This is a genomic window from Rhodovulum sp. YNF3179 (genome assembly GCF_050586465.1).
Classification (GTDB): domain Bacteria; phylum Pseudomonadota; class Alphaproteobacteria; order Rhodobacterales; family Rhodobacteraceae; genus CAJXYS01.
In genome coordinates this window covers 115,226-131,075 of sequence record NZ_JBOCEG010000002.1, presented here as the reverse complement: position 1 = coordinate 131,075, position 15,850 = coordinate 115,226, and the positions used below count along the sequence as shown (strand labels likewise).

Genomic DNA, 15,850 nt, shown 5'->3' with positions numbered 1-15,850 from the left:
GTCTTGGCGCGCGCCAGCGCGCCGCGATTTCCTCAGAGCATCAGAACCGCCGCCAGCCCGAGGAAGGCAAAGAACCCCACCACGTCGGTCACCGTGGTGACGAAAGCGCCCGACGCCAGGGCCGGGTCGATCCCCAGCCGTTCCAGCCCCATCGGGATCAGGATCCCGGCCAGCGCGGCGATCACCAGGTTGACCACCATGGCGATCCCGATCACCGCGCCCAGGACGGGCGTTCCGAACCAGAGAACGCCCACCACCCCCATGATCACGGCGAAGGCCAGGCCGTTGAGAAGTCCCGCGACCGCCTCGCGCCGGACCACGCGCAGGGCATTCGACCCGGTAAGGTCCTTGGTGGCGATGGCGCGCACGGCCACGGTCAGCGACTGGGTCCCGGCATTGCCACCCATCGAGGCCACGATGGGCATCAGCACCGCGAGCGCCACGATCGCCTCGATCACGCCCGTGAACTGCGCGATCACCACCGAGGCGGCGATCGCCGTCAGCAGGTTGACGAAGAGCCAGGGAAAGCGCCGCCGCACCGTCTCGAGTATCCCGTCGGACAGCCGCCCCTCGCCGGCACCGGCCAGGCGCAGGATGTCTTCCTCCGCCTCCTCCGAGAGCACCGCCATGGCGTCGTCGATGGTGATGACGCCGACGATCCGCTCGTCCTCGTTGACCACCGGCGCGGTGATCAGGTGATACTGGTTGAAGGCATAGGCCACGTCTTCCTGGCTCTGGGTGACGGGCATCGGGACGAAATCCTCGTCCATGATGTCGGTCAGCCTGACGTCGCGACGCGAGGCCATCAGCCGTCCCAGCGCCACCTGGCCGATGACCTTGTGGCGGGGATCCACGATCATGATGTGGTAGAACTGCTCGGGCAGGTCTTCCTCGGCGCGCATGTAGTCGATGGCGTCCCCCACCGACCAGTGCGCCGGGGCCATGACCAGTTCGCGCTGCATCAGCCGGCCCGCGGTGTATTCGGGATAGGTCAGCGCCTGTTCGACGGCGGCCCGGTCGGCCTCTTCCAGGGCGGACAGAACCACCCCCTGCTGCTGCGGCTCCAGGTCCTCGACGAGGTCTACCACGTCGTCGGACTCGAGCGCCCGGACCGCCCGCGCCAGCACGTCGGCCGGCAGGTACTCGATCACCTCCGCGCGAAGGCTGTCGTCGAGCTCCGACAGCACCTCGCCGTCGATGCCCGCCGACCAGAGCGCCAGCAGGTCGCGCCGCTCGCCCGGCGCGATCTGTTCCAGCAGGTCGGCGATATCGGCCGCGTGCAGAGGCTCCAGCAACTCGTCCAGACGCTCGGCCGCGCCGAGTTCCACCGCGCCGAGGATCTGGCCCACCTTGCGGTTGTCCAGCGCGTAGGCATCGGTCTCGCCCGACGGATCGTCGCGTTCCTGCAGCTCGTCCTCGCTCACCCTGCCCTCCGCCGTGGCCGTGATCCGGTCCCGCGGCGTCACTCTAGCGAAGCGCCGCGCGATGCGACAGGGGACAAAGCCGCGAAACCACGGGATTTCCGCCCGGCTCCGGAAAGGCTATCAGGGAAATCCAGAAAGCGCGGCGCGGCCCGCTGCGCTAGGCTGGGACCGGCGCCGCGCCGCGTGTGCGTGCGCGCGCGCGCCGCCCCGTACCACGTGAACAGGACACCGCATGACCGGACCCGCCCTGCTGATCGGCCAGACGCTGGATTTCCCCGCCGACCCGTTCCACGCGCCCCTGCCCGAGGCCGCGCGCCACGACTCGCGCGGGGCCGTGCTGGTGGAAAACGGGCGCGTCGCCGCGACCGGCCCGGCCGACGCCCTGCGCACCGCCCATCCGCGCGCCAGCCTGCATGATTACGGCGATCGGCTGATCCTGCCGGGCTTCGTGGACGCCCATGTCCACTATCCCCAGACCGCCATGATCGCCAGCTGGGGCAAGCGGCTAATCGACTGGCTGAACGACTACACCTTTCCCGAGGAGATGCGCTTCGGCGATCCGGACTACGCCGCGCGGACCGCGGCGCGGTACTTCGACCTCGTGCTGGCCAACGGCACCACCACGGTCTGCAGCTATTGCACGATCCATCCCGAGAGCGTCGACGCCTTCTTCGCCGAGGCCGCGCGGCGCGGGCTGCGGGTCGCGGGCGGCAAGACCTGCATGGATCGCAACGCCCCCGACGGGCTGCGCGACACGGCCCAGTCGGCCCATGACGAGTCGGCGGCGCTGATCGCGCGCTGGCACGGGCGCGGGCGGCTGACCTACGCGGTAACGCCCCGCTTCTCGCCGACCTCGAGCCACGCGCAACTCGAGGCGCTGGGCGCGCTCTGGGCGGCGCATCCCGACTGCCTGATGCAGACCCATCTTGCCGAACAGCTGGACGAAGTCGACTGGGTCGCCCGCCTCTACCCCGAGGCGCGCGATTACCTCGACACCTACGAGCGGGCCGGGCTGGTCGGGCCCGGCGCGGTGTTCGGCCACGCCATCCACCTGACCGACCGCGAACGCGCGCGCCTTGCCGAAAGCGGATCGGCGATCGCCCATTGCCCGACCTCCAACACCTTCATCGGCTCGGGGCTCTTCGACATGGCCGGGCTGACGGCGGCGGGTCACCGGGTGGGGCTCGCCACCGATACCGGCGGCGGGTCGTCCTTTTCCATGCTCCGGACCATGGCCGCGGCCTACGAGATCGGCCAGCTGCGCGGCACGCCGCTGCATCCCGCGCAGCTGATCTGGCTTGCCACGGCGGGCGCGGCGGCGACGCTGCGCATGGGCGACCGGATCGGGCGCCTCGCCCCGGGGATGGAGGCCGATCTCGTCGTGCTCGACCTGGCCTCGACCCCCGCCATCGCGCAGCGCGCGGCACGGGCCGGCGATATATGGGAGGCCCTTTTCCCCACGATCATGATGGGCGACGACCGCGCCGTCGCGGCCGTCTGGATCGGCGGCGCCCCGCTGTCCTGAGGCTCAGCAGCCCGGCCGCCCCATCACCAGCACCCAGAGATCGCCCGCCCCGCGCGCGGCGCCAAGCTCGGTCAGGTCCGGATGGAGGAGATTGCGCCGGTGGCCGCGCGATTCCAGCCAGTCCCCGACCACCTCGGCCGCACCGCGCTGCCCCTGCGCGAGGTTCTCGGCCGCCCGGCAAGGCCCGTAGCCGGTCCGGTCGAGACGATCGGCCAGCGAGCTGCCGTCGGGACCGAGATGCGAGAACCCGCCGCTGGCGACGAGGGCATCGGCATGCCCGGCCGCGGTCCGCGCCAGCGCCGCGTCGGGTTCGAGCGGCGCCCGGCCCTGTGCGGCGCGTACCGCGTTGACCTCGGCCAGCAGCGCGCCGGTCACGTCTTCGGCCGCCGGGGCGGCGCCAACCGGCATCACCGCGAGCGCCGCCGCGGCCCAGAGGAGGCGCACCCGGCGCATCAGGCCGCCCCCGGTGCAAGGCTGTCATACGGGATCATGACATGCGCGCGGTAGGCCGGGCGCGCGGCCAGCCGCTCGTAATACCGGCGGATCGCCGGGAAATCCCCGCGCGGAATATCGATGTCGTAATAGCGCCAGAGGACATGGCCGAACTGGATATCGGCCGGCGTAAAGCTCTCTCCGGCAAGGAAATCATGGGCCGCCAGCCGGTCCTCGGCCACGGCGAGGAACCGGTCGAGCGCGCGCAGCGCCGCCGCGATCGCAACCGGGTCGCGGTCGGCCGGCGCGGTCTTGGCCACGCGCCAGAAAACCGGGCGCACGAAGCCCGTGACCACGTTGATCTTCGCCCATTCCGCCCATTTGTCCACCTGCGCCCGGGCCGCCGGATCGGCCGGCCAGAAATGCGCGTCACCATAGCGCGCCGCGAGGTAGCGCAGGATGGCGCCGGTCTCCCAGATCGCGTCGCCGGTCCCGTCCCTGAGCACCGGGATCGTTCCGTTCGGGTTCATCGCCAGGAAGTCCGGCGTGTCGAGCCCGCCATGGACATGGCCGGCATCGTGGCGCACGGGCTCGAGCCCCAGCTCGGCCAGGCACCACATCACGGCTTGCACGTTGGACGAGGTGGCCCGTCCCCAGACGGTGATCATGCGGCATCTCCCTGCCATTACCCGGAACAGATTGCCCAGAGACGCGGCCGGGTGCAACGCCGCTTTCAGATGCCGGCCAGGGCCGCGGCGCGGCGGCGCTGATCGGCCAGCACCGCCGGCAGGTCGATGGTCGCCACCTCGCCGTCGCGGACGACCGCGCGCCCCTCGACATAGAGATCGCGCACCCGCGTGGGCCCCGCCAGCAGCAGCGCCGCCGGGTCCCAGCTGCCGGCGCTCTCGACCCCCGAGACATCCCATATGGCGATATCGGCCCGCATGCCCGGCGCGATCCGGCCGCAGTCGTCCCGCCCCAGCACCGCGGCACCGCCGCGGGTGGCGATCTCCAGGGCCTCGCGGGCGCTCATCGCGTCGGCGCCGCGCGCCACGCGCTGCAGCAGCATCGCCTGGCGTGCCTCGGCCACGAGGTTGCCGGAGTCGTTCGACGCCGAGCCGTCGACGCCCAGCCCCACGGAAACGCCGGCGTCGCGCATCGCGCGCACCGGCGCGATGCCGCTGCCCAGCCGGCAATTGGAACAGGGGCAGTGCGCGACGCCGGTCCGCGTCCGGGCGAAGAGCGCGATCTCGGGGGCGTCCAGCATCACGCAGTGGGCATGCCAGACATCCGGCCCGGTCCAGCCCAGCTCTTCGGCGTACTGGCCGGGCCGGCAGCCAAACCTTGCCATGGAATAGGCGATATCCTCGGCGTTCTCCGCGAGATGCGTGTGGAGCATCACCCCCTTGTCGCGCGCCAGCAGCGCCGCGTCGCGCATCAGCTCCCGGCTGACGGAAAACGGCGAACAGGGCGCGACGCCAACCCGGATCATGGCGCCGGGGTTCGAATCGTGAAAGGAATCGATCACCCTGATGCAATCTTCCAGTATTTCGTGTTCGTTTTCGACAAGGCTGTCAGGTGGCAATCCGCCCGCGCTTTCCCCGATGCTCATCGCGCCGCGCGTCGGATGGAAGCGCAGACCGATCTCGCGGGCCGCGTCGATCGTGTCGTCGAGACGCGCGCCGTTCGGGTAGAGGTAGAGATGGTCGGAGGTCAGCGTGCAGCCCGAAAGCGCCAGTTCCGCCAACCCGGCCAGGGCCGAGACCCGGATATCCCCGGGCCCCATCCGCCCCCAGATCGGGTAGAGCGTCTCGAGCCAGCCGAACAGCAGCGCGTCCTGCGCGCCGGGCACCGCGCGCGTCAGGCTCTGGTAAAGATGGTGATGCGTGTTGACGAGGCCCGGCGTCACGACACAGCCGGAGGCCGACACGGTGGCGCCCGTGGTGGTCAGCCCCGTGCCCACCGCGGCGATCTCTCCGTCGCGGACCAGGATATCGCCGCCGGAGATCTCTTCGCGCCGGTCGTTCATGGTCACCACGCAGGCGGCGCCGCGGATCAGGATTTCGGACATGGTCACCCCTCCTCGTGTGAAAAGGCCGCCCTTCGGGCGATGGCGGCGGGCGCCGGCGGCAGGCAGCGGCGAGACCCCGGCACCGGCCAAGGTCCGGCCTGCCGGCCCGCCTGGGAAAAGCCGCGCGCGCGACCGCGAGCGCATCGGCCCGGGGCGGTCACTGGGTGCCGTACATCCGGTCGCCGGCATCGCCGAGACCGGGCAGGATATAGCCCTTGTCGTTCAGCTTCTCATCCACCGCCGCGGTGAAGATGGGCACGTCGGGATGCGCCTCGGACATGCGCGCGACGCCCTCGGGCGCGGCCAGCAGGCAGAGAAACCGGATATCGCGGGCGCCGGCGGCCTTGAGCTTGTCGATGGCCGCCGCCGAGGTATTGCCGGTCGCCAGCATCGGGTCGACGACGATCACCCGCCGCGCGCCCAGTTCCGATGGCACCTTGAAGTAATACTCGACGGGCTCAAGCGTCGCCTCGTCCCGGTAGAGCCCGACGAAGCCCACCCTGGCCGAGGGGATCAGTTCCAGCACCCCGTCGAGCAGCCCGTTGCCGGCCCGCAGGATCGAGATGAGCGCCGGTTTCTTGCCGGCCAGCACGGGCGACTCCATCTCCATCAGCGGTGTCTCGACCGTGGTCTCGACGAGCGGCAGGTCGCGCGAGACCTCGTAGGCCAGCAGCATCGAGATTTCGCGCAGCAGTCGCCGGAACGAGGCCGTGCTGGTGGCCAGGTCCCGCATCACGGTCAGCTTGTGCTGGACCAGCGGGTGGTCGACGATGGTGACGTTGTCGCTCATGTGGCGTCCTCCAGTCGTTTCAGCAGCGCGGCGCGGGTCGCCGCGTCGCAGAAGGCGGCCGCGGCCGCGGCGCGGTTCATCTCGGTGAAATCCGCCGGTTCCCATCCGAAGGCCTCCGCCATACGGGCGTATTCGAGCGGCAGGCGCGTGTGAAAGAAGGGCGGATCGTCGGTCGAGAGCGTGACCTTCACCCCCGCCGCACGCAGCCGCGCGACCGGGTGCGCGGCCCAGTCGGGATAGAGCCCGAGCGCGATGTTCGATCCCGGACAGACCTCGAGGACCGTGCCGGCTTCGGCCAGCCGCGCGACCAGCGCCGGATCCTCGGCGGCGCGCACCCCGTGGCCGATCCGCGCCGGGCGCAAGGCGTCCAGCGTCTCGCGCACCGACTCCGGCCCGGCCCATTCGCCGGCATGGCTCGTCAGCCCCAGCCCCGCCTCGCGCGCGCAGTCGAAGGCCCAGGCGAAATCGCCCGCGCGACCGCGCGTCTCGTCCCCGGCCATCCCGAAGCCGGTCAAGAAGGCGCCCGCGGTCTCGGCCGCGCAGCGTGCCGCGGATTTCGCCTGCTCCGGCCCAAGGTGGCGCACGGCGGTGACCACGGCCCGCATCACGATCCCGTGGCGCGCCTCGGCGGTTCGCGCGGCCTCCTCGATCGCGGCGAGATACTCCTGCCAGGCGCCGAGATCGCCGCCTCCGCAGAAATCCGGAGAGAGGAACATCTCGGTGTAGATCACCCCGTCCCCGGACGAACGCCGCAGGATCTCGCCGGTCAGGCGCGCATAGTCCCGGGGCGTTTGCAGCACGCTGCAGGCCTGGTCGTAGACCTGCAGGAAATGGAAGAAATCGCGGTAGGCATAGGCCCCGCGATCATCGAAGAGCCCGCCGAGATCGATGTCCTTCTCATCCGCGAGACGCCGCGCGAAATCCGGGGGCATGGCGCCCTCGATATGCAGGTGCAGCTCGAGCTTGGGAGTTTCCGCGAAGTCCATCCCGCCTGCTTAGCCGGGCCGCGGGCGCGGGTCCAGAGCCAGTGCGCCCGGCCGGCTCACGGCAGGAACGACTCGCCCTCGGGGCCGGGCGGGATGCCGAGATGCACGGCCAGGCTCGCCGCCACGTCGGCGAAGCCGCGTAGCCCCATGGCGCCCGGCCCCGCCCCGGCGACCAGAACCGGGACGCGTTCGCGGGTGTGGTCGGTGCCGGTCCAGGTCGGGTCGTTGCCATGATCGGCCGTCAGCACCGCGACATCGCCGGGGCCGAGCCGGTCGAGAAAGCGCGGCAGCGCCGCGTCGACCCATTCGAGCGCCCGGGCATAGCCGGCGACATCGCGCCGATGGCCATAGAGCGAGTCGAACTCCACCAGGTTGGCGAAAACGAGCGCGCCGTCCTCGGCCGTGTCGCCGAGCGCGACGAGCTGCTCGAACAGTTCGGCGTCGCTGCCCTTCGGCCCGGCATCGGTGATCCCCCGCCCCGAGAAGATGTCCCGGATCTTGCCGACCGAATAGCTGCGCCGCCCTGCCCCGGCGACACGGTCGAGCAGTGTCGGCGCGGGCGGCGCGATGGCGAAGTCGCGGCGGTTCCCGGTACGGGTGAAGCCCGCCTCGGGCGTCCCGATGAAGGGCCGGGCGATCACCCGCCCGACGCGCATGGCATGGAGCCGCGGCGCCACCGCCCGGCAGAGATCGAGCAGCCGGTCGAGACCGAACACCTCCTCGTGGGCGGCGATCTGGAACACGCTGTCGGCCGAGGTATAGCAGATCGGCCAGCCGCTGCGCATGTGTTCGGCCCCGAGCTCCTCGAGGATCACCGTCCCCGAGGCGTGCCGGTTTCCGAGGATCCCGCCGGTCCCGGCAGCCTCGGCCACCGCGGCAGAGAGCTCGGGGGGGAAAGCGGGGTCGGTGTCCGGGAAGTAATGCCATGTCCAGGGCACCGGGACACCGGCCAGTTCCCAGTGCCCCGAGGGCGTGTCCTTGCCCGGCGATCGCTCGGTCGCCGCGCCCCAACGCCCTTGCGGCGTCGCGCCCAGCCCCGGCATCGCGCATCCCGAGGCCAGCCGCACAGCCGCCGACAGCCCGAGCCTGTCCATGTTGGGCAGGCGCAGCGGTCCCTCCCGCCCGGTGTCGGCCCGGCCGGCGGCGCATTCCTCGGCGATATGGGCCAGCGTGTTGGCCCCGGCGTCGCCGAAATCGGCCGCGTCGGGCGCGCCGCCCGCGCCGACGCTGTCCAGCACGATCAGGAAGGCCCGTGTCATCCCCGCACCCGCTCGCGGATCAGGGGCGCGGGATCGGGCGGAACGTCGGAAATGCCGTAGGCGGCCCGCACGGCCCCGGCCGCGGCGGCGACGGCGTCGGGATCCGTCCCGTGGACCAGCGCCAGCGGGGTCTGCGGATCGACCAGCGCACCCAGCCCGGCCAGGTCGTCGAGCCCCACCGCCGGGTCGATCGGATCACCCTGCACCCGCCGACCGCCGCCCAGCGCCACGACAGCGCGGCCGAGCGCCGCGGTATCGATTTCAGATACGAATCCGCGGCCCGGCTGGGTGACTTCCTCGACAACGGGCGCCCGCGGCAGGTGACGCCGGCTGTTCTCCACGAAATCCGCCGGGCCACCCTGCGCGGCGACCATCGTGCCGAAACGCTCTGCCGCGCGGCCCGATTGCAGCGCCTCGGCCAGCCGGTGCGCACCCTCCGCCGGGTCGGCGGCCAGCCCGCCCAGCGCCAGCGCCTCGCCGCCGAGCGCCACGGTCACGTCCCAGAGCCGGGCATCGACCTCCTCTCCGCGCAGGAGCGCCACGGCGTTGGCGACCTCCAGCGCGTTGCCGGCGGACCGGGCCAGCGGCTCGTTCATATCGGTCACCAGCGCCGCGGCCCGGCATCCGGCTGCATCGGCCCCGGCGACGAGGCTCTCGGCCAGCGCATGGGCCGTCGCGGCATCCTTCATGAAGGCCCCGGAGCCGCATTTGACGTCCAGCACCAGCGCATCCAGCCCGGCGGCGAGTTTCTTGGACAGGATCGACGCGGTGATCAGGTCGAGGCTTTCGACCGTGCCCGAAACGTCGCGCACCGCGTAAAGCCGCCGGTCCGCCGGCGCGATCTCGCCCGTGGCGCCGGTGATGGCACAGCCTGTCTCGGCCACCACCCGGCGCAGGCGCGCCTCGTCGAGATCGGTGCGGTAGCCCGGGATCGCCTCGAGCTTGTCGAGCGTGCCCCCGGTATGGCCAAGCCCGCGCCCCGAGATCATCGGCACATAGGCCCCGCAGACCGCGAGCGCGGGCGCCAGCACCAACGAGACGGCATCGCCCACGCCGCCGGTCGAATGCTTGTCGAGCACCGGGCCGGGCAGGTCCCAGGCCAGCACGTCGCCCGTGTCGCGCATGGCGCGGGTCAGCGCGGCGCGCTCCGCGCCCGTCATGCCGTTCAGCAAGACCGCCATGGCGAAGGCCGCGGCCTGCGCGTCGCTCACCCTGCCGTCCGCGAGCCCCTGCGCGAACCAGTCGAGCTGGGCGGCGTCCAGGGCGCGGCCGTCGCGCTTCGCGGCGATGATCGTGCGGGCGTCCGGCATCGCGCGGCTCAGTCGAGCGCCATGTGCGCGCGATCGAAGGCCCCGGGCAGGAGATCGCCCAGCGTCATGCGCCCGGCCTCGCCGGACAGATCCGCGAGGATCACCGGCACCTCGGGGCTCGCGAATTCCGAGAGCCGCTGCCGGCACCCACCGCAGGGGGTCACCGGCACCGGGCTGTCGGCGATCACCAGGACTTCCGCGATCTCGGTCTCGCCGGCGGCGACCATCGCCGCGATGGCGCCGGCCTCGGCACAGGTGCCTTCGGGGTAGGAGACGTTCTCGACGTTGCAACCGGCATAGACCATGCCCCGCCGGGTCCGGATGGCGGCCCCGACCTTGAAGCCCGAGTAAGGGGCGTGCGCGTTCTCCCGTGCGGCACGCGCCGCGTCCATCAGATCCATCCGGGTCTCTCCTTGATGCCACCGGGAGGAGTCTGCGCCTGGCCCCGGACGGATGCAAGGGGCCAAGGCGGAACCGATCCGGTTTCGCAGGGGTTGGGTGCCCGAGCCCTTCCCCCGCCCCGACGACGGAGCCGTCATGCAGACCATCCAGATCATCCTGTCGAGCCCCTGGTTCCTGATCGGCTGGGCCGTCCTGATGCTGCCGAGCCTTGCCCTGACGATCCACGACCTGCGAACCCGCAACAGCCACCTGATGGGCCTCATGAAAGTCGTCTGGGCGCTGACGGTGGTGTATTCCGGCCCGCTCGGCCTGCTGATCTACTGGACGACCGGGCGCAAGGAAATCCGGCACGACGGGCTTGCGCGGCGCGCCTTCCGATCGGTGGCGCATTGCTATTCCGGCTGCGGCATGGGCGAGATCGCGGGCCTGGTCATCGCAGTGGGTCTGCTGACGCTCGACACGATCTGGGTGGCGGCGATCACCTTCGCCATGGCCTATGTCGCCGGCTACGCGCTGACCGTCGGTCCGCTGATGCAGGAAGGCGTGCCCTTCCGCACGGCGATGTGGGATGCCTTCCTGGCCGAAACGCCATCGATCGCGGTGATGGAAATCGTGGCCATCGGGGTCGACCTGACGCTGGCCGGCGATGCCGGGCTGGGCGATGTGCGCTTCTGGTCCTCGCTGACGGTATCGCTGACCTGCGGGCTCTTCGCGGCCTACCCGGTCAACGTGCTGCTGATCCGCTTCGGCGTGAAGGAAGGCATGATGGACCCGCGCCGGACCCACCACGCGCACTAGCCGTCAGCGCGTCCCGATCCGCGCGACCCAGAGATCGGCCGCATGGTCGCGGCCATAGGCGACGACCGCGATGGAGCGGACGCTCTCCGGGGTCACCTCGGCGCCGAGCAGCCGCCCGGACCGCTCGAAGGCCGAGAGCGGCACGGTGATGTCCCGCCAGTCCCCGGTCACCTCGAAGGGCGCCTGGTAGTACTGCCAGGGCAGCACGGTGCCGCGGGTGCGGATATGCAGGAAATAGCGCGTATCGTTGCCGCGCGCGGTCAAGGTGATGGCCTCCGTTCCCGCGGGCAGACCGTCGGGCAGGTCCTTGCGCGCCTGGATGAAGCCGCCGCGGTTCTCGGTGCTGACCGTGCCGGTCAGGTGCAGGGCGCGCCGGTCGCCGCTGGTTTCCAGCCGCGCCGCACCGGTGGAGACCCCGCCCATGACCTGGTCGGTGAAGAAGCGCCAGTCGCCGGCGCGGGTGTCCGTGAAATCGTCGATCATGCCGGCCCCCGCCGCCGGCGCGGCGAGACAGAGGGCGAGGCAAAGCGCGGCAAGGCGTGGCATGGCGGGCTCCTGCGTGTCATGGGACAGATATAGGATCCGCCGCCCCGGAATACAGCCGGGCGGAGACGCGCCCCGCCCGTCCCCGGTCAGTCCCCGGCGTAGCCGATCGTCTGCAGCGCGTCCCTGATCTCGTCGAGGATCGCCGGGTCGTCGATCGTGGCGGGCATCTTGAACGCCGCCCCGTCGGCGATCTTGACCATCGTGGCGCGCAGGATCTTGCCCGAGCGGGTCTTGGGCAGCCTGTCGACCACCACGGCCTTCTTGAAGGCCGCGACGGGGCCGATCTGGTCGCGGACCAGCTTCACGCATTCCGAGACGATCTCGTCATGGGGGCGGTTCACGCCCTTGGTCAGGCAGAGAAAGCCCACCGGCATCTGGCCCTTGAGCTCGTCCGACACACCGATCACCGCGCATTCGGCCACGTCCGGATGCCCGGCGAGCACCTCTTCCATGCCCCCGGTGGACAGGCGGTGGCCGGCCACGTTGATGACGTCGTCGGTGCGCGCCATGATGTAGAGATACCCGTCCTCGTCGATCATGCCCGCATCGCCGGTCTCGTAGTAGCCGGGGAAATGCTCGAGATAGCTTTTCTTGAAGCGCGCCTCGGCGTTCCAGAGCGTGGGCAGCGTGCCCGGCGGCAGCGGCAGTTTCACCGCCACCGCGCCCAGCGTGTTCGGCCCCATGGGCTGGCCGCCCTCGTCGAGGATCTGCACGTCGTAGCCGGGCATCGGCACGCCCGAGGAGCCGATCTTGACCGGCATTTCCTCGATCCCCATCGGGATCGCGGTGATGGCGTAGCCGGTCTCGGTCTGCCACCAGTGATCGACCACCGGCACCTTCAGCATGTCCTGCGCCCAGTGGATCGTGTCCGGGTCGGCGCGTTCGCCGGCCAGGTACAGCGTGCGCAGGCAGGAGGTGTCGTAGGCCTTCAGGAACTCGCCCTTCGGATCCTCGCGCTTGATCGCACGGAAGGCCGTCGGCGCGGTGAAGAAGGACTTCACGTCGTGGTCGCGGATCACCCGCCAGAAGGTGCCCGCATCCGGCGTGCCGACCGGCTTGCCCTCGAAGACGATCGTGGTGTTGCCGTGGATGAGCGGCGCGTAGGCGATGTAGCTGTGCCCCACGACCCAGCCCACGTCCGAGGCCGCCCAGAAGGTTTCGCCCGGCGCCACGTTGTAGATGTTCTTCATCGTCCAGTTCAGCGCCACGAGGTGCCCGCCCGTCGGGCGCACAACGCCCTTGGGCGCGCCGGTCGTGCCGGAGGTGTAGAGGATGTAGGCCGGGTGGCTGCCCTCGACCGGCACGCAGTCTGCCGGCTCGACACCGTATTGGAAGGCGTACCAGTCGTGATCGCGGCCCGCCTCGAGACGGGCGACCTCCTGCTCGCGCTGGAAGATCACGCAGAAGGACGGCTCGTGTTCGGCCTGCTCGAGCGCGCCGTCCAGCAACGGCTTGTAATGGACCACGCGGCCGGGCTCGATCCCGCAGCTGGCGGCGATGATGCATTTGGGCCGGGCATCGTCGATGCGCACCGCCAGCTCATGCGCGGCGAAGCCCCCGAAGACGACCGAGTGGATCGCCCCGATCCGGGCACAGGCGAGCATCGCCTCCAGGGCTTCCGGCACCATCGGCATGTAGATGATGACGCGGTCGCCCTTCTCGACGCCCTTGGCGCGGAGCGCACCGGCAAGGCTGGCGACGCGGTTGCGCAGCTCGGCATAGGTGATCTTGTGGATCGTGCCGGTGACCGGGCTGTCGTGTATGATCGCCACTTGCCCGCCGCGGCCGGCCTCCACATGGCGGTCGACCGCGTTCCAGCAGGTGTTGACCATCCCGTCGGAAAACCACTCGTAGAGCGGCGCGTTGCCGTCGAACAGCGCCTTAGAGGGTTTCCTGTCCCAATCGATGGCCTCGGCCTCGCGCATCCAGAAACCGTCTGGGTCGGCGCGCCACGCCTCGTAGACCTCCCGGTACCCCATCTTTGTCCTCCTCCTGTGTCATCCGTAATGCTGCACCGGCGTTCCCGCGAGCGCGGCCATGTTCAGCAGCCCCCGCGCGGTGATCGACGGTGTGACGATATGGGCGCGGTTCCCCATCCCCATCAGGATCGGCCCCACCTCGAGCCCGTTGGCCCGCATCTTGAGCACGTTGCGCGCCGCGCTGGCCGCGTCGGTGCCCGGGAAGACCAGCACGTTGGCCGGCCCGTCGAAGCGGGCGTTGGGGAAGATCCGGCGGCGCAGCTCCGGGTCGAGCGCCGCGTCGGCGGCCATCTCGCCCTCGAAGGCGAAATCCGGCGCCATCTGTTCCAGCAGCCGCATCGCGCCGCGCATGCGCCGCGCGCTCTCGGTGTCGAGATTGCCGAACTGCGAATGCGAACAGAGCGCGATCTGCGGCGCCACCCCGAAGCGGCGCACGTGGCGCGCGGCGCCGATCACCGTCTCGGCGACCTGTTCCGGCGTCGGCTCGGGATGCACCTGCGTGTCGGCCAGGAAAAGCGGCCCGTCTTCCTGGATCATAAGGCTCAACGCCCCGACCGGGTGCAGATCGCCCTCCGACAGGACCTGGGTGACGTAGTTCAGATGCCAGAGATACTGCCCGAAGGTGCCGCAGATCATGCTGTCGGCCTCGCCCCGGTGCACCATCACCGCGGCGATCGCGGTGGTGTTCGTGCGCAGCACGGCCTTGGCGATGTCGGGGGTGACGCCGCGCCGCTCCATCAGCTGGTGATAGGTGCCCCAGTAGTCCCGGTAGCGCGGATCGTTTTCCGGGTTCACGATCTCGAAATCGGCGCCCGGGCGGATCGGAAGCCCGGCGCGTTCGCAGCGCCGGCCGACGACCTCGGGCCGGCCGATCAGGATCGGGGTGTCGGTCGTCTCCTCGATCATGGCATTGGCCGCGCGCAGCACGCGTTCGTCCTCGCCCTCGGCGAAGACGATCTTGCGCTCGGCCCCCTGCGCGGCGGCGAAGACCGGCCGCATGATCAGCGCGGACCGGAACACCGACCCGTCGAGCGTCTGCTTGTAGGCCTCGAGATCCGCGATCGGGCGGGTGGCGACGCCCGAGTCCATGGCGGCCCCCGCCACGGCGGTGGCGACCACGCCCATCAGCCGCGGATCGAAGGGCTTCGGGATCAGGTAGTCCGGGCCGAAGGTCATCCGCTCGTCCTGGTAGGCGGCGGCGGCCTCCGCGCTGGTGGTGGCGCGGGCCAGGGCCGCGATCCCCTCGACGCAGGCGATCTGCATGGCATCGTTGATCTCGGTCGCGCCGACGTCCAGCGCGCCGCGAAAGATGAACGGAAAGCAGAGCACGTTGTTGACCTGGTTCGGATAATCCGACCGGCCCGTGGCGATGATCGCCTCTGGCGCGACGGCGCGCACGTCGTCGGGCATGATCTCGGGCACCGGGTTGGCAAGGGCGAAGACGATGGGACGCTCGGCCATCCTGGCGACCATCTCGGGTTTCAGCACGTTCGGTCCGGACAGGCCGAGGAACAGGTCGGCTCCCGCGATCACCTCGCCAAGCGCGCGCAGGTCGCTGTCCTGGGCATAGGCGGCCTTCTGCGGGGTCATGTCCTCTGCGCGGCCCTCGTAGACCAGACCGTGAATGTCGCAGAGCCAGACATTCTCGCGCTTCACGCCGAGCTTCAGCAGGGTATTGAGGCAGGCGATGCCCGCCGCGCCCCCGCCGGTGGAGACGATCTTGATGTCCTCGAAACGCTTGCCCGCGACCCGCAGCGCGTTGGTGGCCGCCGCGCCCACGACGATGGCGGTGCCGTGCTGGTCGTCGTGGAAGACGGGAATGTTCATCCGCTCGCGGCAAATCTTTTCCACGATGAAGCAATCGGGCGACTTGATGTCCTCGAGGTTGATGGCGCCGAAGGTCGGCTCCAGCGCGCAGACCAGGTCGGCCAGCCTCTCGGGATCGGATTCGTCCAGCTCGATGTCGAAACAGTCGATATTGGCGAATTTCTTGAAGAGAACCGCCTTGCCCTCCATCACCGGCTTGGACGCCAGCGCGCCGATATTGCCCAGTCCGAGGACGGCCGAGCCGTTGGTGACGACCCCCACCAGGTTGCCGCGCGCGGTGTAGCGGCGGGCGGTTGCCGGGTCCCGGGTGATCTCGGTGCAGGCCTCGGCCACGCCGGGGCTGTAGGCGCGCGCCAGGTCGCGCTGGTTGGCCATCGGCTTGGTCGCCCGGATCTCGAGTTTCCCGGGCTTCGGATGCTCGTGGTAGTCCAGCGCCGACTGGCGCGCGGTTTCCTGGCTGCGATCGGTCATTGACGCGGCTCCTCCCTGAACGGCGATGAA

14 protein-coding genes are annotated in these 15,850 nt (G+C 70.5%); 2 read left to right on the top strand and 12 right to left on the bottom strand.

What is annotated here, in order from left to right; genetic code table 11:
- Positions 1 to 32 precede the first annotated feature (32 nt).
- Complete coding sequence (gene mgtE, locus ACQ5SP_RS03585) at positions 33 to 1,424, bottom strand: magnesium transporter (RefSeq protein ID WP_430936525.1); 1,392 nt, start codon at positions 1,422 to 1,424, stop codon at positions 33 to 35.
- A 232-nt stretch (positions 1,425 to 1,656) separates the two neighbouring features.
- Between mgtE and guaD the strand changes: the two genes are divergently transcribed.
- Positions 1,657 to 2,949, top strand: a complete 1,293-nt coding sequence (gene guaD, locus ACQ5SP_RS03580) for a guanine deaminase (RefSeq protein WP_430936523.1) — start codon at positions 1,657 to 1,659, stop codon at positions 2,947 to 2,949.
- Positions 2,950 to 2,952: 3 nt separating this feature from the next.
- On the opposite strand, the gene ACQ5SP_RS03575 is transcribed toward guaD, so the two are convergent.
- The 8 genes from ACQ5SP_RS03575 to ACQ5SP_RS03540 all read right to left on the bottom strand — a co-directional run bounded on the left by ACQ5SP_RS03575 (position 2,953) and on the right by ACQ5SP_RS03540 (position 10,198).
- Positions 2,953 to 3,402: a CAP domain-containing protein gene (locus ACQ5SP_RS03575; protein WP_430936521.1), complete on the bottom strand. Its 450-nt coding sequence runs from the start codon at positions 3,400 to 3,402 to the stop codon at positions 2,953 to 2,955.
- Positions 3,402 to 4,049, bottom strand: a complete 648-nt coding sequence (locus ACQ5SP_RS03570) for a glutathione S-transferase family protein (protein WP_430936519.1) — start codon at positions 4,047 to 4,049, stop codon at positions 3,402 to 3,404. Before ACQ5SP_RS03570 ends, ACQ5SP_RS03575 begins: the two co-directional genes overlap by 1 nt.
- Before the next feature lie 65 nt (positions 4,050 to 4,114).
- A complete protein-coding gene (locus ACQ5SP_RS03565) occupies positions 4,115 to 5,452 on the bottom strand; it encodes an 8-oxoguanine deaminase (RefSeq protein ID WP_430936517.1) in 1,338 nt (445 codons plus the stop codon).
- 157 nt (positions 5,453 to 5,609) lie between these two features.
- Entirely contained in the window at positions 5,610 to 6,242 is a 633-nt protein-coding gene (gene upp / locus ACQ5SP_RS03560) for a uracil phosphoribosyltransferase (protein WP_430936515.1), read from the bottom strand.
- On the bottom strand, positions 6,239 to 7,228 hold the full coding sequence (locus ACQ5SP_RS03555) for an adenosine deaminase (protein ID WP_430936513.1): 990 nt from the start codon (positions 7,226 to 7,228) through the stop codon (positions 6,239 to 6,241). The genes upp and ACQ5SP_RS03555 overlap by 4 nt, the downstream gene beginning before the upstream one ends.
- A gap of 56 nt (positions 7,229 to 7,284) precedes the next feature.
- The gene (locus ACQ5SP_RS03550; RefSeq protein ID WP_430936511.1) at positions 7,285 to 8,487 is read right to left on the bottom strand and encodes a phosphopentomutase; all 1,203 of its coding nucleotides are present in this window, start codon (positions 8,485 to 8,487) and stop codon (positions 7,285 to 7,287) included.
- Entirely contained in the window at positions 8,484 to 9,797 is a 1,314-nt protein-coding gene (locus ACQ5SP_RS03545; protein ID WP_430936509.1) for a thymidine phosphorylase, read from the bottom strand. Before ACQ5SP_RS03545 ends, ACQ5SP_RS03550 begins: the two co-directional genes overlap by 4 nt.
- A gap of 8 nt (positions 9,798 to 9,805) precedes the next feature.
- Complete coding sequence (locus ACQ5SP_RS03540; protein ID WP_430936507.1) at positions 9,806 to 10,198, bottom strand: cytidine deaminase; 393 nt, start codon at positions 10,196 to 10,198, stop codon at positions 9,806 to 9,808.
- Between the two features lie 136 nt (positions 10,199 to 10,334).
- Between ACQ5SP_RS03540 and ACQ5SP_RS03535 the strand changes: the two genes are divergently transcribed.
- Positions 10,335 to 10,997, top strand: coding sequence for a DUF4396 domain-containing protein (locus tag ACQ5SP_RS03535; protein WP_430936505.1), 663 nt, complete (start codon positions 10,335 to 10,337; stop codon positions 10,995 to 10,997).
- 3 nt (positions 10,998 to 11,000) lie between these two features.
- Here the strand turns inward: ACQ5SP_RS03535 and ACQ5SP_RS03530 are convergent, their stop codons facing one another.
- The 3 genes from ACQ5SP_RS03530 to ACQ5SP_RS03520 form a co-directional block, all read right to left on the bottom strand.
- Positions 11,001 to 11,543, bottom strand: coding sequence for a CIA30 family protein (locus tag ACQ5SP_RS03530; RefSeq protein WP_430936503.1), 543 nt, complete (start codon positions 11,541 to 11,543; stop codon positions 11,001 to 11,003).
- Between the two features lie 86 nt (positions 11,544 to 11,629).
- Positions 11,630 to 13,522: a propionate-CoA ligase PrpE gene (gene prpE, locus ACQ5SP_RS03525; RefSeq protein ID WP_430936501.1), complete on the bottom strand. Its 1,893-nt coding sequence runs from the start codon at positions 13,520 to 13,522 to the stop codon at positions 11,630 to 11,632.
- A gap of 18 nt (positions 13,523 to 13,540) precedes the next feature.
- A complete protein-coding gene (locus ACQ5SP_RS03520) occupies positions 13,541 to 15,820 on the bottom strand; it encodes an NADP-dependent malic enzyme (protein ID WP_430936499.1) in 2,280 nt (759 codons plus the stop codon).
- Positions 15,821 to 15,850 lie beyond the last annotated feature (30 nt).